22 protein-coding genes are annotated in these 20,675 nt (G+C 39.0%); 9 read left to right on the top strand and 13 right to left on the bottom strand.

Annotated features, from left to right (window positions below; genetic code table 11):
- Positions 1-24: 24 nt before the first annotated feature.
- The 4 genes from zwf to GG9_RS06600 form a co-directional block, all read right to left on the bottom strand.
- Positions 25-1,509 carry a glucose-6-phosphate dehydrogenase gene (zwf, locus tag GG9_RS06585; RefSeq protein WP_005630553.1) on the bottom strand — a complete coding sequence of 495 codons (1,485 nt, stop codon included), beginning with the start codon at positions 1,507-1,509 and terminating at the stop codon, positions 25-27.
- Between the two features lie 75 nt (positions 1,510-1,584).
- Positions 1,585-2,394: a 3'(2'),5'-bisphosphate nucleotidase CysQ gene (cysQ, locus tag GG9_RS06590; RefSeq protein ID WP_005630551.1), complete on the bottom strand. Its 810-nt coding sequence runs from the start codon at positions 2,392-2,394 to the stop codon at positions 1,585-1,587.
- A gap of 4 nt (positions 2,395-2,398) precedes the next feature.
- A complete protein-coding gene (locus tag GG9_RS06595; RefSeq protein WP_005630549.1) occupies positions 2,399-2,815 on the bottom strand; it encodes a hypothetical protein in 417 nt (138 codons plus the stop codon).
- A gap of 53 nt (positions 2,816-2,868) precedes the next feature.
- Positions 2,869-4,857, bottom strand: coding sequence for an OPT family oligopeptide transporter (locus GG9_RS06600; protein ID WP_005630547.1), 1,989 nt, complete (start codon positions 4,855-4,857; stop codon positions 2,869-2,871).
- Positions 4,858-5,086: 229 nt separating this feature from the next.
- Here GG9_RS06600 and hslR point away from each other — a divergent pair, with 229 nt between their 5' ends.
- Positions 5,087-5,485 (top strand): ribosome-associated heat shock protein Hsp15, encoded by a 399-nt coding sequence (gene hslR / locus GG9_RS06605; RefSeq protein WP_005630545.1) that lies wholly within the window; start codon positions 5,087-5,089, stop codon positions 5,483-5,485.
- A gap of 26 nt (positions 5,486-5,511) precedes the next feature.
- Here the strand turns inward: hslR and asnC are convergent, their stop codons facing one another.
- Positions 5,512-5,964, bottom strand: a complete 453-nt coding sequence (gene asnC / locus GG9_RS06610; protein WP_005630543.1) for a transcriptional regulator AsnC — start codon at positions 5,962-5,964, stop codon at positions 5,512-5,514.
- 153 nt (positions 5,965-6,117) lie between these two features.
- Between asnC and asnA the strand changes: the two genes are divergently transcribed.
- Complete coding sequence (gene asnA / locus GG9_RS06615) at positions 6,118-7,110, top strand: aspartate--ammonia ligase (protein ID WP_005630541.1); 993 nt, start codon at positions 6,118-6,120, stop codon at positions 7,108-7,110.
- 64 nt (positions 7,111-7,174) lie between these two features.
- On the opposite strand, the gene GG9_RS06620 is transcribed toward asnA, so the two are convergent.
- The 4 genes from GG9_RS06620 to GG9_RS06635 form a co-directional block, all read right to left on the bottom strand.
- Entirely contained in the window at positions 7,175-7,849 is a 675-nt protein-coding gene (locus GG9_RS06620) for a phosphoglycolate phosphatase (RefSeq protein ID WP_005630538.1), read from the bottom strand.
- 45 nt (positions 7,850-7,894) lie between these two features.
- Positions 7,895-8,569, bottom strand: coding sequence for a ribulose-phosphate 3-epimerase (rpe, locus tag GG9_RS06625; protein WP_005630536.1), 675 nt, complete (start codon positions 8,567-8,569; stop codon positions 7,895-7,897).
- Positions 8,570-8,715: 146 nt separating this feature from the next.
- Positions 8,716-11,136 carry a DNA topoisomerase (ATP-hydrolyzing) subunit B gene (gyrB, locus tag GG9_RS06630; protein ID WP_005630535.1) on the bottom strand — a complete coding sequence of 807 codons (2,421 nt, stop codon included), beginning with the start codon at positions 11,134-11,136 and terminating at the stop codon, positions 8,716-8,718.
- Positions 11,137-11,261: 125 nt separating this feature from the next.
- Positions 11,262-13,574 carry a Tex family protein gene (locus GG9_RS06635; protein WP_005630534.1) on the bottom strand — a complete coding sequence of 771 codons (2,313 nt, stop codon included), beginning with the start codon at positions 13,572-13,574 and terminating at the stop codon, positions 11,262-11,264.
- A 107-nt stretch (positions 13,575-13,681) separates the two neighbouring features.
- Here GG9_RS06635 and greB point away from each other — a divergent pair, with 107 nt between their 5' ends.
- Complete coding sequence (gene greB, locus GG9_RS06640) at positions 13,682-14,158, top strand: transcription elongation factor GreB (protein WP_005630533.1); 477 nt, start codon at positions 13,682-13,684, stop codon at positions 14,156-14,158.
- A gap of 69 nt (positions 14,159-14,227) precedes the next feature.
- On the opposite strand, the gene fabR is transcribed toward greB, so the two are convergent.
- Positions 14,228-14,845, bottom strand: coding sequence for an HTH-type transcriptional repressor FabR (gene fabR, locus GG9_RS06645; RefSeq protein ID WP_005629669.1), 618 nt, complete (start codon positions 14,843-14,845; stop codon positions 14,228-14,230).
- A complete protein-coding gene (oxyR, locus tag GG9_RS06650) occupies positions 14,845-15,750 on the bottom strand; it encodes a DNA-binding transcriptional regulator OxyR (protein ID WP_005630532.1) in 906 nt (301 codons plus the stop codon). The genes fabR and oxyR overlap by 1 nt, the downstream gene beginning before the upstream one ends.
- 124 nt (positions 15,751-15,874) lie before the next feature.
- On the opposite strand from oxyR, the gene pgdx reads away from it, so the two are divergent.
- The gene (pgdx, locus tag GG9_RS06655; RefSeq protein WP_005630531.1) at positions 15,875-16,600 is read left to right on the top strand and encodes a hybrid peroxiredoxin PGdx; all 726 of its coding nucleotides are present in this window, start codon (positions 15,875-15,877) and stop codon (positions 16,598-16,600) included.
- Between the two features lie 91 nt (positions 16,601-16,691).
- Here pgdx and GG9_RS06660 read toward each other — a convergent pair whose 3' ends face one another.
- The gene (locus GG9_RS06660) at positions 16,692-16,913 is read right to left on the bottom strand and encodes a SlyX family protein (protein ID WP_005630530.1); all 222 of its coding nucleotides are present in this window, start codon (positions 16,911-16,913) and stop codon (positions 16,692-16,694) included.
- A 97-nt stretch (positions 16,914-17,010) separates the two neighbouring features.
- Here GG9_RS06660 and fkpA point away from each other — a divergent pair, with 97 nt between their 5' ends.
- The 5 genes from fkpA to GG9_RS06685 all read left to right on the top strand — a co-directional run bounded on the left by fkpA (position 17,011) and on the right by GG9_RS06685 (position 19,522).
- Positions 17,011-17,736 (top strand): FKBP-type peptidyl-prolyl cis-trans isomerase, encoded by a 726-nt coding sequence (fkpA, locus tag GG9_RS06665; RefSeq protein ID WP_005630529.1) that lies wholly within the window; start codon positions 17,011-17,013, stop codon positions 17,734-17,736.
- Between the two features lie 88 nt (positions 17,737-17,824).
- Positions 17,825-18,490: a helix-turn-helix transcriptional regulator gene (locus GG9_RS06670; protein WP_005630528.1), complete on the top strand. Its 666-nt coding sequence runs from the start codon at positions 17,825-17,827 to the stop codon at positions 18,488-18,490.
- Positions 18,490-18,870, top strand: coding sequence for a sulfurtransferase complex subunit TusD (tusD, locus tag GG9_RS06675; RefSeq protein WP_005630527.1), 381 nt, complete (start codon positions 18,490-18,492; stop codon positions 18,868-18,870). The genes GG9_RS06670 and tusD overlap by 1 nt, the downstream gene beginning before the upstream one ends.
- A complete protein-coding gene (tusC, locus tag GG9_RS06680; protein WP_005630526.1) occupies positions 18,867-19,226 on the top strand; it encodes a sulfurtransferase complex subunit TusC in 360 nt (119 codons plus the stop codon). The genes tusD and tusC overlap by 4 nt, the downstream gene beginning before the upstream one ends.
- An 8-nt stretch (positions 19,227-19,234) precedes the next feature.
- Entirely contained in the window at positions 19,235-19,522 is a 288-nt protein-coding gene (locus GG9_RS06685; protein WP_005630525.1) for a DsrH/TusB family sulfur relay protein, read from the top strand.
- Positions 19,523-19,651: 129 nt separating this feature from the next.
- On the opposite strand, the gene tuf is transcribed toward GG9_RS06685, so the two are convergent.
- Positions 19,652-20,675, bottom strand: a 1,024-nt coding sequence (tuf, locus tag GG9_RS0108530; RefSeq protein WP_032825039.1) for an elongation factor Tu, incomplete at its 5' end; no start/stop codon positions are given.

Below are 20,675 nucleotides of genomic sequence, written 5' to 3'. Positions count from 1 at the left end.
TAAACCTACCCTAGGTCATCATCGTTACACTTTTTTCTTCATCAATCCACTTGGTTTACGCCAAACTTTACCTTGTTTTGCGATTAATTTATCGGCTGCCACAGGCCCCCAAGTGCCAGCTTCATATTCGTGAATGCGACCACCATTCGCTTTGTAATCTAAAATCGGTTGCACAAATTTCCATGCCGCATGCACAGCATCAGTACGCGCAAACAAGGTTGCATCTCCTTTCATTGCATCTAACAATAAGCGTTCATAAGCGGTTAATACTTGTGCGCCTGCTAAATCTGCATAACGGAAATCCATTGATACTTCTTTCGCTTCAAAGCCTGCGCCTGGTTTTTTCAAACCAAAACGCATTGAAATCGCTTCATCAGGTTGAATACGAATAATCAATTTATTCTCTGGTGCATTTTGGCTGAATACAGGATGTGGCGTGGTTTTAAAATGGATCACAATTTCAGTCACACGAGCTGGTAAGCGTTTACCCGTTCGGACATAGAACGGCACGCCAGCCCAACGCCAGTTTTCAATTTCACAACGTAATGCTATATAGGTTTCAGTACGAGAATCTGCAGGCACACCTTTTTCTTCTAGATAACCCTTTTCCATTTTGCCGTTAATTTCAGCTGCGGTATATTGACCTAAAACAAGGTTATTCTCCATATCCTCCGAAGTTAATGGACGCAAACTATGCATCACTTTTGCTACTTCATCACGCATTGAATTCGCATTAATAATCGCAGGCGGCTCCATTGCAACCATTGCTAATACTTGTAATAAATGGTTTTGGAACATATCTCGCATTGCGCCAGAACCATCATAATAGCCACCACGCTCTTCCACACCAATAGATTCTGCACCAGTAATTTCTACATAATCAATGAAATTACGGTTCCAAAGCGGTTCAAACCAACCATTTGAAAAACGTAATACGAGCAAGTTTTGAACGGTTTCTTTACCTAAATAATGGTCGATACGATAAATTTGGTGTTCTTCAAAGAAACGGTGGATTTGTACGTCTAATGCTTGCGCTGTTTTTTCATCATAGCCAAAAGGTTTTTCAACGATAATACGTTTCCAGCCATATTCTTCCGTATTTAAACCATGTGCAGCCAAACACTCAGGGATCACGCCATAAAGACTTGGCGGAGTGGACATATAGTAAAGGGTGTTACCACAGGTTTGATATTTATCGTGAAGCTCGTCTAAACGTGGAACAAGTTTGCCATAATCTTGAGCATCAGATGTATTCACAGCTTGGTAATAAAGATGAGAGCAGAAAGCATCTAAGGTTTCTGGTGTTGTTTCTTCATTATGGATTAACGCCTCACGCATTTTTTTGCGGAAAGTTTCATCGTTCAAGTCAGAACGTGCAACACCTAGAACGGAAAAGTTTTCACTCAAACGCCCGATTTTGTAGAGATTATAAAGTGCGGGAATGAGTTTACGGTGAGTTAAGTCACCAGATGCGCCAAAAATGACGATACAATTATTATCAGTTTGCATAATTATTCCTTATTCGGCTTCCGAGCAATATCGAAAATAATGCCGTATTCTAGAGAAAAAAACCAATCGAACCAATCAATTAAATTGAAAGACAGAACGCCAATCGCACGATTGATCACCCACCATGACAAAATGCGGATTAATCAAGGTTTCACGCTGGTTATAGGTTAAAGGCTCAAAATGAGAGTCAAAAATGGCACCGTGAGTTTCCCCCAGCAGCACTTCAGCACCAGCTGTATCCCATTCGCCTGTTTGTCCTAAACGAACATAACAATCTACTGCACCTTCAGCCACCAAACCACTTTTTAAACTACTTGAACCGACCACAACAAATTCACAAGGAAAATCCTTCGGTAAAATCGACCGCACTTTTTCTTGTAAAGTGGTTGCACCTACTGCAATTCGTAAAGGGCGGTCAAAATTTGTCGTGTTTTTAGTGAGTTTTTTTACCTGATCCAGTTGTTTTTTAAACGCGCCGAAATCACGCATTGCATAATAAGTTATCGATAAAATTGGCGCATGAATAACGCTTAACACTGGTTTATTTTTACGAACTAGAGTAATCAACACAGAAAATTGATCGGTACGATTAATAAATTGTTGTGTGCCATCAAGAGGATCAATCAACCAATATTCTTTCCAATTTTTACGTTCATCAAAGGAAATATGACAATTTTCTTCAGAAAGAACGGGAACATTAGGGAAAAGTGCGGTCAATTTTTCTGTTAAAAATTGGCTCACAAAAAGATCCGCTTCCGTCACAGGCGTGTTGTCTTCTTTCAATTCAACATGAACCTGTTTTTGATAAAACTGTTGCAAATGCTTACCTGCTTGATAAGCAATCAACAATACTTGGTTAAGTAAATGTTCGTTTAGCGTCAGCATAAAATTATTCTCTTGTTTTTGGCAGCAACCACGGCATCACAAATAGAGCATAAAAAACCATTCCGCATGTGCTTATTAACCCGAGGGACAATCCCCCTTCGGTCAACCAGCCCCAAAAGGAAGTGTCTTGTTCACCTAGCAATAACAAATAAAAATAAGATGCCATATTGCAGTAAACAAATGAAATAATCGATGAAACTAATACAATCGAAGCAATGTTATAACGTGTGTAACGGAATTTTGCGGCTAAAAGTGCGGTTAAAAATGCAGGAATGGTGGCAAGAAGAAATGCTGTGAGAGCATAGCTAGAAAAAGGAACGATAACGCCACTTGAATCATCATCGAACCAAATCAAAAGTGCGGTGACGATTACCTGTAAAATCAGAGGGAAAAAAATAAGTGTTTTTAAGTAAGATTTCATAATAAAAAAATAGGCTATCCAAAAGATAGCCTATTCTAAAATAAATTTAAGGATTAATCAGATTTTTTCGCACGTAATACGCGAGATGCAAAAATCACAATGCCCACGATAAATACGATTAACCCTAACCACTCGCCAATAGTATCCCAGTTTTCAAGATTTAAGGATAATGGCGCTTCAGAACCACCAGTGGTAACAGAAGCCGCAATAATGAATGCTAAAATTACCCCCATTAAACTTTCGCCTACAATTAAACCTGCAGAGAAAAGCGTACCGAAACGTTCTGCTTTAGCTGACACTTCTTTGTTACCAAGTTTTGCAATATGGCGAGCCATAATCCACGCTAAGAATGCACCAACAATCACAGGCATATTAATTGATGGCGGTAAGTAAATACCAATCCCCACAGCAATAACTGGCAAGCCAAAGACTTTGTTGCTGACTTTTTTCAAAAACGCATCAATCGTAATTAACACAGCACCTAAGCCCACACCAGTTAAGATATAAGTCCATTCCAATTTATTTGTGAAAATACCTTGAGAAATGGTGGTCATTAACGTTGCTTGTGGTGCAGATAAGGCTTGTGACGGATCCATATCTGGACGCGGCAATGCACCACTGAAACCATAAGCGTGGTATAAAATTTCTAATACAGGCGCAATAACAAGCGCACCGACAAAGCAACCGATAATTAATGCGACTTGTTGTCGCCAAGGTGTCGCTTCAACTAATAAGCCCGTTTTTAAATCTTGTAGATTATCATTAGAAATACAGGCGGTAGTGATTACAATAGATGCCGTAAACAATGTAAGTGCGGTTAAAAATTTCTGACCATCTACGGTTTCAAATAAGCCCGAGGCATTACCGATTGACACCAATACTAATGAAATCACGATAACAGAAATAATTCCGATACCAGAAATTGGGCTTGAAGATGAACCCACTAAACCAGCCATATAACCAGAAGCCGCAGCCACGAAGAAGCCAATAAATACCGCTAAGAAAGTACAAACTACCACTAATAAAATGGAAAGCTCAGGCGAAATTGGTGCCGCTGCAATAAAGTGATGTAATGAAATAACAATTAACGCAACCGTCGCAATTAAGATATAAATCATTGTTTTTGGAGAAAGGTCAATATCAATACGATGTTCCGATGCCTCTTGTCCACCTTTCAGCATACGGAAAGAATGAACCATTCCTTCAATCATTGGTTTCATTAAAATCAGCAATGTCCAAATCGCAGCGATACCAATTGTACCCACACCAATATAACGTACTTTGGTTTTCCAAACAGCCATCGCAGCATCAATTAAACTTGCATCCGCGGCAATATCTCCTGACATTGTGAAATATGGCACTGCCACACCCCAAGTCAAAATAACACCCACTAACATAGCGATACCGCCCACGATACCAATTAAATAACCCGCACCGAGCAAGGCGAATGAAAAGCCCATTGGCAATTGGAAAGCCGCTTTACTCGTTTGAATCCAAGCACTTGCGCCATCAGCCATAACACGTAAACCGTTCGTTAAAAATGCAACTAATCCTGCTAAAACACCACCGTAAGCAATATCTTTCACACCGCTATCGCCATCTGCATGATTACCTGCTTTTAAGATTTCTGCAGCAGCTACACCTTCAGGATAAGGTAAATCACTGTTTACCACCATCGCACGGCGTAACGGAATAGTGAATAACACGCCTAATGTACCACCCGCAGCACAAATCAGCATAGTTTGCCAGAATGGGAAGTCTTGCCAGTAACCCATCATTAATAAGCCTGGTAAGACGAAGATCACAGAAGAAAGTGTCCCCGCTGAAGATGCTTGAGTTTGCACCATATTATTTTCAAGAATGCTAGAATCTTTGAAAAATTTGAGTACTGCCATAGAAATCACAGCAGATGGAATAGATGACGCGAATGTCATCCCCACTTTTAGACCGAGATACACATTGGATGCAGTGAAAATCACTGTAATCAATGCGCCGAGGATAATTCCTCGAACGGTCAATTCTTTTAAGTTTTCGTTATGCATAAAAATGTTCCTTGAGTTTAAAAAAAGAAAACCGCTCAACCTTGTCAAAAATTTGATCATTTTTCAAGTTTTTTTAACATAAATTTTGTTTTATTGAAAAATGTTTAAATTAACCTGTTTTGATTTTTTTTCATTTAATAAAAATCTTATTAAAGAATAAAATTTTTAATAACAGTTCATTAGCATACTTTGTGGTACTATTTTGTCGAATCAAAATAAGGAGAAAATAATGGCAGAAAAAGAAGGTATTCGTTTAGACAAATGGTTGTGGGCTGCGCGATTCTACAAAACACGTAGCATTGCTAAAGCCATGATTGAAAGTGGCAAAGTGCATTACAACAATCAACGTGCGAAAGTAAGTAAAATTGTGGAAGTAGGCGCAATGTTAAAACTTCGTCAAGGAAACGAAGAAAAAGAAATAAAAATTATCGCCTTAAGCGATCAACGCCGAGGTGCACCAGAAGCACAATTACTCTATCAAGAAACCGAAAGTAGCGTGAAAAAAAGAGAAGAAATCGCGTGGGCAAGAAAAAACAATTCGCTTTCAATGCCCCATCCTGATCGTCGCCCAAACAAAAAAGAGCGGAGAGATTTATTGAAATTTAAACATCAGGATAAATTTGAATAAAAATTTCACCGCACTTTTCTACGTTCTTAAGGTTTAATATCTCGAAAAATTGGATTTTGCATTGAAATCAAGGTTTCAGTGGATTGAATTTCATCTATTAACTGAATCTTGGTCGCCAAAACAGAATGTAATTCTGCGATTGTGTGTGTCATCACCTTTAAGAAAATAGAGTAATTACCCGTTGTATAATAGGCTTCCACTACTTCATCAAAACTTTCTAGCTTTTTGATCACTTTCTCATAATCTTTTGCACTTTTTAGAATAATACCGATAAAACAGCATACGTCATAACCTAATTTACGCTCATCAATGATCACCTTCGTGCCTTCAATAATGCCCGATTGACGCATTTTTTCTACCCGCACATGAATCGTTCCTGGGCTGACACCAAAATTTTTAGCCATTTCGGCATAGGGAGTTCTCGCATCTTTGGTAAGTACACGTAAAATTTGCCGATCTAAACTGTCAATATTGTGCATAAAATAACCTCCTTTAGATTTTATTTAACTTTTCATTACTTAATTAGATATTATTCAATCAAAATAAGAAAGTAAATAAAATACTTGAAATAAAATCATAATTTATTGAATAATACTCAAAAATATTATTCCTCATTAAAAAAGGTTATCAAAATGAAAAAGACATTTATTTTACAACAACAAGAAATCAGTTTTGTGAAGAACACCTTCACCCAAAATCTTATTGAACAACTTGGTATTATTGAAGTACAAGGTCCAATTTTGAGCCAAGTGGGTAACGGAATGCAAGATAACTTATCTGGCATTGAAAAAGCCGTTCAAGTTAATGTGAAATGTATTCCAAATGCCGTATTTGAAGTAGTACATTCTCTTGCTAAATGGAAACGCCATACCCTTGCTCGCTTCAACTTTAAAGAAGGCGAAGGCTTGTTTGTTCATATGAAAGCATTGCGCCCAGATGAAGACTCACTTGATCCGACTCACTCTGTTTATGTGGATCAATGGGACTGGGAAAAAGTGATTCCTGAAGGTCGTCGTAACTTTGCATACTTAAAAGAAACGGTAAATTCTATTTATCGTGCTATTCGTTTAACAGAATTAGCCGTAGAAGCACGTTTTGATATTCCTTCCATTCTTCCAAAACATATTACCTTTGTGCACAGCGAAGATTTAGTAAAACGCTATCCAGATTTAAGCAGTAAAGAACGTGAAAACGCAATTTGTAAAGAATACGGCGCAGTATTCTTAATCGGCATTGGCGGCAAACTTTCAGATGGCAAACCTCACGATGGCCGCGCACCAGATTATGATGACTGGACAACAGAATCTGAAAATGGCTACAAAGGTTTAAACGGCGATATTTTGGTATGGAACGACCAATTAGGCAAAGCCTTTGAACTTTCCTCAATGGGTATCCGCGTAGATGAAAGTGCATTACGTTTACAAGTTGGCTTAACAGGCGATGAAGACCGTTTAAAAATGGATTGGCACCAAGATTTATTAAACGGGAAATTGCCATTAACTATCGGCGGTGGTATCGGTCAATCTCGCTTAGCGATGCTTTTACTTCGTAAAAAACATATCGGTGAAGTGCAATCAAGCGTATGGCCAAAAGAAATGTTAGAAGAATTTTCAAACATTCTTTAAAATCAATTAAGTAGATAACAAAAGTGCGGTAAAAATTAACCGCACTTTTTATTAGATGGAAAACTTAAAGAATACTTAATAGCTGGGCAAAATCATCAAACACCCAATCTGGATTGGATTCACGGATAGGGATATTGTAATTGTAGCCGTAAGTTAAACCAACAACTGCACAGCCCGCAGCGTGACCTGCGATAATATCATTTTTAGAATCGCCCACGAAAAGCACTTGGCGTGGTTCAAAACCAAATTTTCCGCATAAATAATAAAGTGGGGCTGGATGTGGCTTAATGGCAGGTAAGGATTGACCGCCCAACATTTCACTAAATAAATGATCAATGCCAAATGCGGCCAATACTGGCTGAACATGCTTTGTCGGTTTATTGGTAACAACTGCTAGGACATAGCCTTTTTCTTTCAGGATTTCTAAAGTTTCTTTTACATTTGGATACAAGCGGCTGACATTACATAAATTCTCGCCATAATAAAAATTAAAACGTTCTGTTACTTGCTTAACCTCTGTTTCAGTTAGCACTTTTCCTGTTTGTTTTTTCGCCCAATCTAACGCACGGGCAATTAATACAGGCGCGCCATTACCGATCCAAGTTAAAACTAATTCTTCTGGCGCTTTCGGTAAATCAAATTCAGCCAAGGCAGAATTTACGGATAACTCTAAATCAGGCAAGCTATTTACCAAGGTGCCGTCTAAATCAAAGCCAATAAGTTTAAATTGTGTGTTCATTGTTTTTCTCTGTTCTATTACGATCGTATTTTATTAAAATAACGGTTATGCGCTAACACTTGCTAACTGAGTACGCATTTGGTCAATAACTTGTTTATAATCTGGCTTACCAAAAATTGCGGAACCTGCCACAAACATATCAGCACCTGCCGCGGCTATTTCTGCGATGTTATCAACCTTCACGCCACCATCTACTTCAAGACGAATGTCATAACCACTTTCATCAATGATCTTACGAGCCTGTTGTAATTTCTTCAATGTTGCTGGAATAAAAGATTGTCCGCCAAATCCGGGATTAACTGACATTAATAAAACCACATCCACTTTATCCAAAACGTAATCTAAATAGCTCAACGGCGTCGCAGGATTAAAAACTAATCCAGATTTACAACCACAATCGCGAATAAGCTGCAAAGAGCGGTCAATATGTTCGCTAGATTCTGGGTGAAAAGTGATGTAATTCGCACCTGCTTTAGCAAAATCGGGAATAATGCGATCGACGGGTTTTACCATTAAATGCACATCTATCGGTGCGGTAATGCCATAATCACGTAAAGCTTGACATACCGCAGGCCCAAAAGTGAGATTAGGTACATAATGATTATCCATAACATCAAAATGAATAACATCCGCGCCTGCATTAAGTACGTTTTGTACATCATCACCAAGACGAGCAAGATCGGCAGAAAGAATTGATGGGGCGATAAGATAAGGTTTCATAAAGGTTCTCCGTTGAGAAAATGAGTGCATTTAGTTTACTCACTTAAGTTCAAAAAACCAATAGTAATCCTGATATGAAATAATAAGATAAACAAAGAAAGGGCACTTTGGTGCCCTTTCAGTCATGAATATAAATAGACGAAAATTTATACGTCCAAATTTGCTCTTAACGCATTCAGCTCAATGAACTCACGACGTGGTTCAACTTCATCTCCCATTAAAGTCGTGAAGAGTTGATCCGCAGCAACGGCGTCCTTAATAGAAACCTTCAACATACGACGTGAATTTGGATCCATTGTAGTTTCCCAAAGTTGGTCTGCGTTCATTTCACCAAGTCCTTTATAACGTTGTACTTCAAGGCCTTTACGAGATTCTTTCACTAGCCATTCAACGGCTTGTTCAAAACTACGTACTGGTTGTACTTTTTCACCACGTGTGACATAAGCGCCTTCTTCTAATAAACCATTGAGTTGTTTATTAAGAGAAACAATTTTCGCGTATTCATTGCCGTGAACAAAATCAAAATTCAAGAAATAATCGGTATCAATACCGTGTTTACGAACAGTAATTACTGCTTCATACACTTGGCGTTCCGCATTAAATTGTGTACGAACTGAATATTGATGCGCTTCTGTTTCTTTTGCAGTCAGTTGTTCAACAAAAGATTTACCCCAATTTTCCATCGCACTTTCGTTTTTCATCATTTCAACAGAAATTGGCGACTGATAAATTAATCCTTGCAATACAGGGGCTGGATAATGGCGACTTAAGCGACCGATAAGTTTTTGCACGCTGTTATATTCTGCCACCAATTTTTCAAATACAAGGGCATTCATTGCTGGTGCATTTACGCTAATATATAATTCCGCGCCATCTAAAGCAAGCGTTAATTCATATTGCTCCATTTCATCCGCATCTTTAATGTAGCGTTCTTGTTTTCCTTTTTTCACTTTGTAAAGCGGCGGCTGAGCAATGTAAACATAACCACGTTCAATAAGTTCAGGCATTTGACGATAGAAGAACGTTAAAAGCAACGTACGAATGTGAGAACCATCCACATCAGCATCAGTCATGATAATGATATGATGATAACGTAATTTATCTGGATTATATTCATCACGACCGATACCGCAGCCTAAAGCAGTAATTAATGTGCCCACCTCTTGGGAAGACAACATTTTGTCGAAGCGTGCTTTTTCTACGTTTAAGATTTTACCTTTCAATGGTAAAATTGCTTGAGTTTTACGATCACGACCAACTTTTGCAGAACCACCCGCGGAGTCTCCCTCCACTAAGTAAAGTTCAGAAAGCGCAGGATCTTTTTCTTGGCAGTCTGCAAGTTTACCCGGTAAACCTGCAATATCTAATGCCCCTTTACGTCGCGTCATTTCACGCGCTTTTCGTGCTGCTTCGCGCGCACGAGCTGCCATAATAATTTGATTTACAATGATTTTTGCATCTGCAGGATTTTCCAATAAATATTCCTGCATTTTTTCATTCATCGCAGATTCAACCGCACTTTTAACTTCTGAAGACACGAGTTTGTCTTTAGTTTGCGATGAGAATTTTGGATCAGGCACTTTAACTGAAATAATTGCCACCAAACCTTCACGTGCATCATCGCCTGAAGTAGCCACTTTTTCTTTTTTCAGCATACCTTCGTTTTCCATGTAGCTATTTAAGCTACGGGTTAAAGCCCCACGGAAACCTGCTAGGTGAGTACCGCCATCACGTTGAGGAATGTTATTGGTGAAGCAATACACGTTTTCATTTACACCATCATTCCACTGCAATGCGACTTCTACACCGATGCCATCTTTCTCTGCTGTAAAATAAAATGGCTTTGGATGAATTGGGTTTTTATTTTTATTCAAATATTCGACGAATGCTTGAATACCACCTTCGTAATGGAAATGATCTTCAGAGCCATCACGTTTATCAATTAAACGAATAGATACGCCTGAGTTCAAGAAAGAAAGCTCGCGTAAGCGTTTTGCTAAGATTTTGTAATCAAAGGTTGTGATAGCAAAAATATCTGAGCTTGGCCAGAAACGAACTGTTGTCCCCGTTGCCTCTGTGTCGCCAATCACTGTTAATGGCGCTTGTGGCTCACCTAAATGATAGAATTGCTCATGAACATGACCTTGACGACGAATAGTTAACTGTAATTTATCAGAAAGCGCATTCACTACAGATACGCCCACACCGTGTAAACCGCCCGATACTTTATAAGAGTTATCGTCAAATTTACCGCCAGCATGAAGCACTGTCATGATAACTTCAGCTGCAGAAACGCCTTCTTCTGGGTGAATATCCACAGGAATACCACGCCCATCATCTTGCACCGATACTGAATTATCATCATGAATGGTCACGATAATATCGGAACAATGGCCAGCGAGGGCTTCATCAATGGCATTATCCACCACTTCAAATACCATATGGTGCAAACCAGTACCGTCATCGGTATCACCGATATACATACCAGGACGTTTACGCACCGCATCAAGGCCTTTTAATACTTTAATGCTCGATGCACCATAGTTATCATTGGTCGTTTCTGACATAATTTATCTCATTCTTTTGTAAATAAAAATTGGGTGGGATTATAGCAAAAAATCGCCGTTTTGGCGATGCTTTTCGGGAAAGGAAAGATATAAAAAAAGGGCGAATAATCTCGCCCTATAACTTGTTATTTTTTCCAATTTTTTAGCGCATCAGCAAAGGCATTGCCCATCGCATTATTACCTCTTGAACTACGCTCCTCTCGTTGGGTATTTCCACGAGGTCTTGCAGATAAAGTGCGCTCAGATTTGCCATCATTTTTGACCGCACTTTCATCTAATCGCATCGTTAACGCAATACGTTTACGCGGCACATCCACTTCCAACACTTTCACTTTCACGATATCGCCGGTTTTCACCACTTGATGTGGATCTTCCACGAATTTATCGCTTAATGATGAAATATGTACTAAACCATCTTGGTGAACACCAATATCCACAAATGCGCCGAAGTTGGTCACATTGGTGACGGTACCTTCTAAAATCATACCTGGTTTTAAATCGGTGATTTCTTCCACGCCTTCTGCGAATACCGCAGTTTTAAATTCACCACGCGGATCGCGCCCCGGTTTTTCCAATTCTTTGAAAATATCTTGGACGGTCGGTAAACCAAATTGCTCATCAATGAATTGTTTTGCATCAAGCTGACGTACCACACCCGCATTACCCATTAAATCTTGGATAGATTGCGCAGTGGCTTGCAAAATTTTTTCGACCACAGGATAAGCTTCTGGGTGAACACCTGAAGCATCAAGTGGATTTTTCCCGTCTGCAATACGCATAAAGCCCGCACATTGCTCAAAGGCTTTTGGCCCTAAACGCGGTACTTTTTTCAATTCGCTACGGCTTTCAAAACGACCATTTTCATCACGGTATTCCACAATGTTTTGCGCTAAGGTTTTCGTCATTCCAGCCACACGAGCAAGCAATGGAGCGGATGCCGTATTCAAATCTACCCCTACTGCGTTTACACAGTCTTCCACCACCGCATCGAGTTTACGTGCTAATTGGGTTTGGTTTACATCGTGTTGATATTGCCCTACACCAATGGCTTTCGGTTCGATTTTTACTAATTCCGCTAATGGATCTTGTAAACGACGCGCAATTGATACCGCACCACGTAAAGATACATCTAAATTCGGGAATTCATTTGCGGCAAATTCAGAGGCGGAATAAACGGATGCGCCCGCTTCGCTCACCACAACGGTTTGCGGTTTATTTTCTTTAATTTCTTTAATCACTTCTTTCGCAAAACGTTCTGTTTCACGAGAAGCTGTACCGTTACCAATGGCAATTAACTCCACGTTATGTTTGCGGATTAAGCTGAAAATCGCCACTTGTGCTTCGGCTTCACGCCCCGTGTGTGGATAAATGGTAGTGGTATCTAATAATTTACCTGTGTTATCCACCACCGCGACTTTAACACCTGTACGTAAGCCCGGGTCCAAGCCCATAGTACTTTTCGCACCAGCGGGTGCCGCCATTAAAAGTGCGGTCAGATTTCGAGCGAAAACATCAATGGCTTCTTCTTCCGCTTTTTCACGTAAACTTGCCATTAATTCCGTTTCTAAATGCAACGAAACTTTGATTTTCCATGTCCACGCAATCACTTGCTCACGCCATTTATCCGCTGGCTGATCAATAAAACGTACATCTAAATAATCACGAATAATCTCTTCACAATAACTTTGGCGACTTCCCTCTTCTGCATCAGGAGCAGCATTTAAGCTTAATTGTAAAATGCCCTTATTACGTCCACGAAACATGGCTAATGCACGGTGAGAAGGCACATTTTTCAATAATTCTTGGTGGTCGAAATAATCTTGGAATTTTGCACCTTCCGTTTCCTTGCCTTCGCTCACTTTGGATACGATAACGGCATTTTTCGCTAAATAATCACGGACTTTCGCTAATAAGCCCGCATCTTCAGCAAAACGCTCCATTAAAATATAGCGTGCACCGTCTAACGCAGTTTTGCTATCAGCTACGCCTTTTTCAGCATCAACAAAGGAAAGTGCGGTTGATTCTGGATCATTTTTTGGCTCGTTCCAAAGTAAATCAGCCAATGGCTCAAGACCCGCTTCAATCGCAATTTGCCCTTTGGTACGACGTTTCGGTTTGTATGGCAAATACAAATCTTCTAATTCGGTTTTGCTTTGTGTCGCATGGATTTTGTCACGTAATTCATCAGTCAATTTCCCTTGCTCTTCAATAGATTTCAAAATAGTTTGACGACGATCTTCTAATTCACGTAAATAAATTAAACGGGTTTCAAAATGACGAAGTTGGGTGTCATCTAAGCCTCCAGTGGCTTCTTTACGATAACGTGCAATAAATGGAATCGTGTTGCCATCATCTAATAATTGAATGGCGGCGAGGATTTGTTGGGGTTGAACGGTTAATTCAGCCGCAATAATTTGGCTAATTTGTTGATTTAACATTGTCATACTTCTTTGTTATGAAAGGATTTGAGAAAAAACGGGGATAGAATACTGGTTTTAGGCTGTTGGCTCAAATATAATTCGAAAAACTTTCTTTTATTTTTATTATGGCAAAATCAAATTATATTACCCGTCAAGGCTGGAATGAGCTTGACCAAGAACTCAAGTTTTTGTGGAAAGAAGAACGCCCCAAAGTCACTCAAGCAGTCTCAGATGCTGCTGCTTTAGGCGACCGTAGCGAAAATGCCGAATATATTTATGGTAAACGCCGATTACGTGAAATTGATCGTCGTGTACGTTTTTTAACTAAAAGATTGGAAGTGCTACAAATTGTCGATTACAACCCAAAGCAAGAAGGAAAAGTTTTCTTCGGGGCATGGGTAGAATTGGAAAATGAAGATGGTGAAATCAAGCAATATCGTATCGTCGGTTGCGATGAATTTGCCCCTGCGAAAAATTGGATATCCATTGATTCCCCAGTTGCTCGGGCTTTAATCGGAAAGACATTAGACGACGAAGTGCGGGTAGAAACGCCCTCAGGTTTTATCACACTTTATGTGAATAAAATTTGGTATGAGAAATAACTCGGAAAAATAAAAGATAGTGAATATCTAAGCCCAAAGAGAAAACTAATAGGCTAGATATAAACTATCTTACTTGCCTCTTTCCTTATTCGCTGCAAAATCAGCACCTTTTGCAAGCATTCTCAATTGCAAAATCACGCGAGCTTTAAGTTGCTCACGTTCAGCTTTACTCATATCTAAAGCATTAGCCCCTGCAGTGAATACGATTGTTACGATGCCTTCCGCTTGAACATAAGCAACATATTGCGAATATTGATGTTTGTAGGAAATATATTCTGCTAACTCATCAACAAAATGCTTAATTTCGCGTGCTGCCGCAGTACGAAAAGCTTGAGAAGTGCCTGAACTTTCACGTAATAGTAAACGAAAAACGTTCGTACTGTTAGTGATAAATTCAAAAAATGTATCCACAGATACAGAAATAACGCTACCGCCAGCATCAATACGTTTACGCGCTTGGCGCATTAATTGGCGCAACATCAAACCAGCTTCATCCACCATTTCTAAGCCAAGTTCATCCATATCGCTAAAATGGCGATAGAAAGATGTAGGCGCAATTCCAGCCTCGCGAGCAACTTCTCTCAAACTCAAATTAGAAAAACTTTTTTCTGCGCTAAGTTGATTAAATGCCGCATCCACTAAAGCGCGACGAGTCTTTTCTTTTTGAACAGCACGAACACCAGCCATTATTTCAACCCACTTAGAATAGATTTAACTTCATCGCTGACCGCACTTGCCACACGCTCATAACGATTACGCAATGGTGAGCCAGGACGATAAACCAACGCAATGGTGCGTGATGGCTCAGGCGAATAACAAGGAATATATTTCACACCTTTGCGCGTACCTTCATTTAGTACCGCTAATTCAGGCATAAAAGTGATACCAGCATTTGCTGCCACCATATTGCGCAAAGTTTCAAGGCTAGTCGCTTGGAAATGGGAATTTTCTTTTGCGCCAGCAGTGAAGCAATAATCTAGCGCTTGATTACGCAAACAATGACCATCATCAAGCATTAACATTTCTTGACCATTTAATTGGTTCATTGGAAGTTTACTTTCTTGAGCCCAAGGATGATGCTCAGATACGGCAAGTAACATTTTCTCGTTGAAAATAGGTACTTCAATAAAAGCCTCAGTTTCCGGAACAGTGGCAACGATGGCACAATCTAAACGCCCCGTTTCCAATTGTTCTAATAATTGATGCGTTTGCGCCTCATAAAGAAAAACTTCTAAATCAGGGAATGCCGCTTTTAACGTTGGTACAATATAAGGGAGCAAATAAGGACCAACTGTTGGGATTAAACCGATGTGTAATGGCCCGGTCATTTCTTTACCTTGATTGCTCGCCATTTCTTTCAATAATTTTACTTCTCGAAGAACTGTACGAGCCTGATCAACCAATAACATCCCAGATTGAGTAAACAACACTTTACGGCTAGTGCGTTCTAACAAAATAATACCAAGCTCATCTTCTAACTTACGAATTTGCCCACTTAATGTTGGTTGACTCACATTACAAGAATCGGCAGCACGACGGAAATGTTTATGTTCAGATAAGGCAACAAGATATTCTAGATCACGGATATTCATGAGATTTTCCCTATAGAAAAATTCAATTAAAAGAATAGAATTAATTGATTATGACTATATCATAATTTTCCCTATAATACAGCGCATAAAATTTAAATTAACAACCAATAGGAGAAAAAAAACAATGTCTAGTATGGAAGGAAAAAAAGTCCCTCAAGTGACATTCCGCACTCGTCAGGGTGATAAATGGGTTGATGTAACTACCTCTGAATTATTTGATAACAAAACAGTGATCGTGTTCTCATTACCGGGCGCATTCACTCCAACTTGCTCATCATCACACTTACCACGTTACAACGAATTAGCACCAGTATTCAAAAAATACGGTGTAGACGATATTCTTGTTGTATCTGTAAATGATACTTTCGTAATGAACGCATGGAAAGAAGATGAAAAATCTGAAAACATCACTTTCATTCCAGATGGTAATGGTGAATTTACCGAAGGCATGGGTATGTTAGTTGGTAAAGAAGATTTAGGTTTTGGTAAACGTTCATGGCGTTATTCTATGCTTGTAAAAAACGGCGTAGTTGAAAAAATGTTTATCGAACCAAACGAACCAGGCGATCCGTTCAAAGTATCCGATGCTGACACTATGTTGAAATACCTTGCGCCACAACACCAAGTGCAAGAGTCTATTTCAATCTTCACAAAACCTGGCTGCCCTTTCTGTGCAAAAGCAAAACAACTTTTACACGATAAAGGCTTAAGCTTTGAAGAAATCGTATTAGGTCACGATGCAACAATCGTGAGCGTACGTGCAGTTTCAGGTCGCACTACTGTTCCACAAGTGTTTATCGGTGGTAAACACATTGGCGGTAGTGACGATTTGGAAAAATACTTTGCATAAGCAGGCAAGTATTTAGCTGATTATTATTTGGGAATGTAATTTAAAGGGCGCATTAAGCGCCCTTTTCATTTGTACGAATTTATGGCAGCAATTAATAATGGGGCGGTGGCGTTTCTTCAGATTGGCTTGCAATGTTAGAGGGTTGAAAATCTTTTAATTTATTTGCCATATAACGCAATTGGACTTGCATTTTATCAATATCAAATTGCTGTTGAACTAAAGCGTGATTTAATTCATCTAATAACTGTTCCTGAAATGCAATTTTCGTTTCAAGTTCCTCGATGCGATTTTCTAACATTTGTTGAATTTGCATAAATTTTCTCTAAATTCTAAAAAAAAGTTGAGAATAGATAGAAAGCAATTTAATCTATTCCTCGTATTATTCCATTCATTATAAAGGATTAACTCATATGTTAAAAATTCAAAAATTATCTATTGCAGCATTAATGGTAAGTGCGGTGATTTCTGGCCAAGTTTTTGCAGAGGATAGCGCATTCGATGAGAAAGCAGCATCTTATGCCGTGGGTACGCTCATGGGTGGTCAAATGAAAGATCTTGTAGATTCACACAAAGAAGTCATCAAATATGATAATGCGCGTATTTTAGATGGTTTAAAAGATGCCTTAGAAGGTAAAGTGGATGTTCGTAAAGATGAAAAAATCCAAAAAACCTTAGAATCTATTGAAGCAAAATTAATAGCTGCATCAAAAGCAAAAGCAGAATCTATTGCTAAACAAGCAAAAGAAGAAGGTGATAAATTCCGTGCTGAATTTGCTAAAGGTAAAGATGTAAAAACTACACAATCTGGTTTAATGTACAAAATTGAAAACGCAGGTAAAGGCGATGCAATCAAAGCAACAGATACCGTTAAAGTACATTACACTGGTAAATTACCAAATGGAAAAGTATTTGATAGCTCCGTAGAGCGTGGTCAACCTGTAGAATTCCAACTTGATCAGGTAATTAAAGGCTGGACTGAAGGTCTTCAATTAGTGAAAAAAGGCGGAAAAATTCAATTAGTTATTGCACCTGAATTAGGCTATGGCGAACAAGGTGCTGGCGCATCTATTCCACCAAATTCAACATTAATTTTTGATGTGGAAGTATTAGACGTCAATCCAAAAGCTACAAAATAATTAATAAGTTTAATAGCGCGCGTTCTTTAACGCGTGCTTTTTATTATAAAAACGAGCGAAATTTTTACCGCACTTTTAACCTAACACCATGACTTTAAACGACAAATATCCTTTCACTGACGAAGATCGCACTATCATAAATTCCTATCAAGCGGTCGTTGATGGTGTAAGCGCTCTTATTGGCGAACACTGCGAAATCGTACTTCATTCTCTAGAAGATATTGAACATTCTGCTATTTGTATTGCTAACGGACATAACACTAATCGACAAGTTGGCTCGCCAATCACCGATCTTGCCTTACGTTCGCTACGAAATATGCAAAGCGAAAGTGTTTCAAAGCCTTATTTTACACGAGCAAAAGGCAGCGTACTGATGAAATCAGTGACTATCGCTATTCGTAATAAAACTCAACGTATTATTGGTTTGCTTTGTATCAATATCAATTTAGATGTGCCCGTGTCTCAATTTTTGCAATGCTTTATGCCAACGGAGCATACGAATGAAACATCTTCGGTTAATTTTGCGAGTTCTGTAGAAGACTTGGTTGCACAGACTATTGAAAAAACAATAGAAGAAGTCAATGCGGATCGCTCTGTTGCCAATAATACTAAAAACCGACAAATCGTCCTTTCTCTTTACGAAAAAGGTATTTTTGATATTAAAGATGCGATTAATTTAGTCGCAGAACGTTTAGATATATCCCGACATACGGTTTACCTCTACATCCGCCAAATCAAACAAGAGCAAGAATAATGCGCTATGTTATCGCCGTCAAAAGCCCTATTTACGGAAAACAAGGGGCATTTTTAGCTTATCAATTTGCAGACGCCTTAATCAAAAAAGGACACGAAATCTCACAGATTTTTTTCTTTCAAGATGGAGTGAGTAACGGAAATGCATTAGTGTATCCAGCTAATGATGAAGTTAATTTACAAAAACATTGGCAAATGTTTTCCGTAACCCACAATGTTCCTTTGCATTTATGTGTTGCGGCATCTCAACGACGAGGTATCGTCGATAACTTAACAACAGCCAGTACAGGTCACAATAATCTTGCAGAGAGATTCATAATTGCAGGCCTTGGCGAATTTATGGCAGCAAGTTTAAAAGCAGATCGAGTAATAACCCTATGAAAATAGCCTTTTTATTTCGCACATCTCCACATGGCACATCCATTTCACGAGAAGGCTTAGATGCAATTCTTGCCGCAACAACTTTTTGTGATCCAGATGACGTTGGCGTATTTTTTATAGATGATGGTGTACTAAATCTTATTAATCATCAACAACCTGAGATCATTCAACAGAAAGACTTCATTAGAACCTTTAAATTATTAGATTTATATGATGTAGAACAACGCTTTATCTGCACAGCGTCTTTGCAGAAATTTAAATTAGATAATAGAGAACTTATCCTATCTTGTGAAAAAATTGACCGCTCTTTATTGCTAGAAAAGCTTAATCAAACAGAAAAATTGTTCACTTTTTAAGGAATATTATGCTTTATACATTTTCTCAATCAGATTATCCCAAAACTGAACTCGATGACTATTTTTCATATATTACAGAAAAAGATGCTGTAGTATTATGGCAAGACGGTGTGCTATTGGCGGTAAAATATCCTGATTATTTTGCAAAATGTAAAGGGAATTGCATGATATTAAAACAAGATATTTTAGCAAGAAATCTCACCGCACTTTTACCTCAAAGCAGCAAGATAAAATTAATATCAATAGAAGAACTTGTTGGAATCACTGAAAATTATTCACCGCAGCTATCACTATAAAAATCAAATAATTTAGTAAATACTCAAGCGAAATATCAGATATAGAATAAAAAACAAAAAGTGCGGAGAATTTTCCCCGCACTTTCTCTTGTCTTCTTTCTGTCTTTAAGACATTCAAGAATCCATCAATTATTTGATGATTTTCGCAACAACACCAGCACCTACTGTACGGCCACCTTCACGGATTGCGAAACGTAAACCTTGGTCCATCGCGATTGGGTGGATTAAGCTTACTGTCATTTTGATGTTATCACCAGGCATTACCATTTCCACGCCTTCTGGTAATTCGATAGTACCAGTTACGTCTGTTGTACGGAAATAGAATTGTGGACGGTAACCTTTGAAGAATGGAGTATGACGACCACCTTCTTCTTTTGATAATACGTACACTTCTGATTCGAAGTCAGTGTGTGGCGTGATTGAACCTGGTTTCGCTAATACTTGACCACGTTCGATTTCTTCACGTTTTGTACCACGTAATAATGCACCGATGTTTTCACCTGCACGACCTTCGTCAAGTAATTTACGGAACATTTCAACACCTGTTACTGTAGTTTTCGCTGTATCTTTGATACCGACGATTTCTACTTCATCACCAGTACGGATGATACCACGTTCTACACGACCAGTTACTACTGTACCACGACCTGAGATTGAGAACACATCTTCGATTGGAAGAAGGAACGGTTGGTCAATCGCACGCTCTGGTTCTGGGATATAAGTATCTAAGTGGTTTGCTAACTCAAGGATTTTTTCTTCCCATTCTGCTACGCCGTTTAATGCTTGTAATGCAGAACCACGTACGATTGGTGTATCGTCACCTGGGAAGTCATATTGAGAAAGAAGTTCACGAACTTCCATTTCTACTAATTCTAATAACTCTTCGTCATCTACCATGTCGCATTTGTTTAAGAATACGATGATGTATGGAACACCTACTTGGCGACCTAATAAGATGTGCTCACGAGTTTGTGGCATAGGACCATCAGTTGCTGCTACTACTAAGATAGCACCATCCATTTGTGCCGCACCAGTAATCATGTTTTTAACATAGTCAGCGTGTCCCGGACAGTCAACGTGTGCGTAGTGACGAGTTGCTGTATCGTATTCAACGTGTGAAGTGTTGATGGTGATACCACGCGCTTTTTCTTCT

Source organism: Haemophilus haemolyticus M19501 (assembly GCF_000222025.1).
Lineage (GTDB): Bacteria > Pseudomonadota > Gammaproteobacteria > Enterobacterales > Pasteurellaceae > Haemophilus > Haemophilus haemolyticus_G.
This window is presented reverse-complemented; position numbering and strand designations above follow the sequence as displayed.

What these genes read in the sequence shown, in the direction of transcription:
- gyrB (WP_005630535.1), bottom strand. Translation starts at nt 11,136, where the DNA reads ATGTCAGAAACGACCAATGATAACTATGGTGCATCGAGCATTAAAGTA.
- asnC (WP_005630543.1), bottom strand. Translation starts at nt 5,964, where the DNA reads ATGCACAATATTGACAGTTTAGATCGGCAAATTTTACGTGTACTTACC.
- tusD (WP_005630527.1), top strand. Translation starts at nt 18,490, where the DNA reads ATGCGCTATGTTATCGCCGTCAAAAGCCCTATTTACGGAAAACAAGGG.
- asnA (WP_005630541.1), top strand. Translation starts at nt 6,118, where the DNA reads ATGAAAAAGACATTTATTTTACAACAACAAGAAATCAGTTTTGTGAAG.
- GG9_RS06670 (WP_005630528.1), top strand. Translation starts at nt 17,825, where the DNA reads ATGACTTTAAACGACAAATATCCTTTCACTGACGAAGATCGCACTATC.
- fkpA (WP_005630529.1), top strand. Translation starts at nt 17,011, where the DNA reads ATGTTAAAAATTCAAAAATTATCTATTGCAGCATTAATGGTAAGTGCG.
- GG9_RS06600 (WP_005630547.1), bottom strand. Translation starts at nt 4,857, where the DNA reads ATGCATAACGAAAACTTAAAAGAATTGACCGTTCGAGGAATTATCCTC.
- fabR (WP_005629669.1), bottom strand. Translation starts at nt 14,845, where the DNA reads ATGGCTGGTGTTCGTGCTGTTCAAAAAGAAAAGACTCGTCGCGCTTTA.
- GG9_RS06635 (WP_005630534.1), bottom strand. Translation starts at nt 13,574, where the DNA reads ATGTTAAATCAACAAATTAGCCAAATTATTGCGGCTGAATTAACCGTT.
- GG9_RS06660 (WP_005630530.1), bottom strand. Translation starts at nt 16,913, where the DNA reads ATGCAAATTCAACAAATGTTAGAAAATCGCATCGAGGAACTTGAAACG.
- pgdx (WP_005630531.1), top strand. Translation starts at nt 15,875, where the DNA reads ATGTCTAGTATGGAAGGAAAAAAAGTCCCTCAAGTGACATTCCGCACT.
- hslR (WP_005630545.1), top strand. Translation starts at nt 5,087, where the DNA reads ATGGCAGAAAAAGAAGGTATTCGTTTAGACAAATGGTTGTGGGCTGCG.
- tusC (WP_005630526.1), top strand. Translation starts at nt 18,867, where the DNA reads ATGAAAATAGCCTTTTTATTTCGCACATCTCCACATGGCACATCCATT.
- cysQ (WP_005630551.1), bottom strand. Translation starts at nt 2,394, where the DNA reads ATGCTGACGCTAAACGAACATTTACTTAACCAAGTATTGTTGATTGCT.
- greB (WP_005630533.1), top strand. Translation starts at nt 13,682, where the DNA reads ATGGCAAAATCAAATTATATTACCCGTCAAGGCTGGAATGAGCTTGAC.
- GG9_RS06620 (WP_005630538.1), bottom strand. Translation starts at nt 7,849, where the DNA reads ATGAACACACAATTTAAACTTATTGGCTTTGATTTAGACGGCACCTTG.
- GG9_RS06685 (WP_005630525.1), top strand. Translation starts at nt 19,235, where the DNA reads ATGCTTTATACATTTTCTCAATCAGATTATCCCAAAACTGAACTCGAT.
- GG9_RS06595 (WP_005630549.1), bottom strand. Translation starts at nt 2,815, where the DNA reads ATGAAATCTTACTTAAAAACACTTATTTTTTTCCCTCTGATTTTACAG.
- zwf (WP_005630553.1), bottom strand. Translation starts at nt 1,509, where the DNA reads ATGCAAACTGATAATAATTGTATCGTCATTTTTGGCGCATCTGGTGAC.
- rpe (WP_005630536.1), bottom strand. Translation starts at nt 8,569, where the DNA reads ATGAAACCTTATCTTATCGCCCCATCAATTCTTTCTGCCGATCTTGCT.
- oxyR (WP_005630532.1), bottom strand. Translation starts at nt 15,750, where the DNA reads ATGAATATCCGTGATCTAGAATATCTTGTTGCCTTATCTGAACATAAA.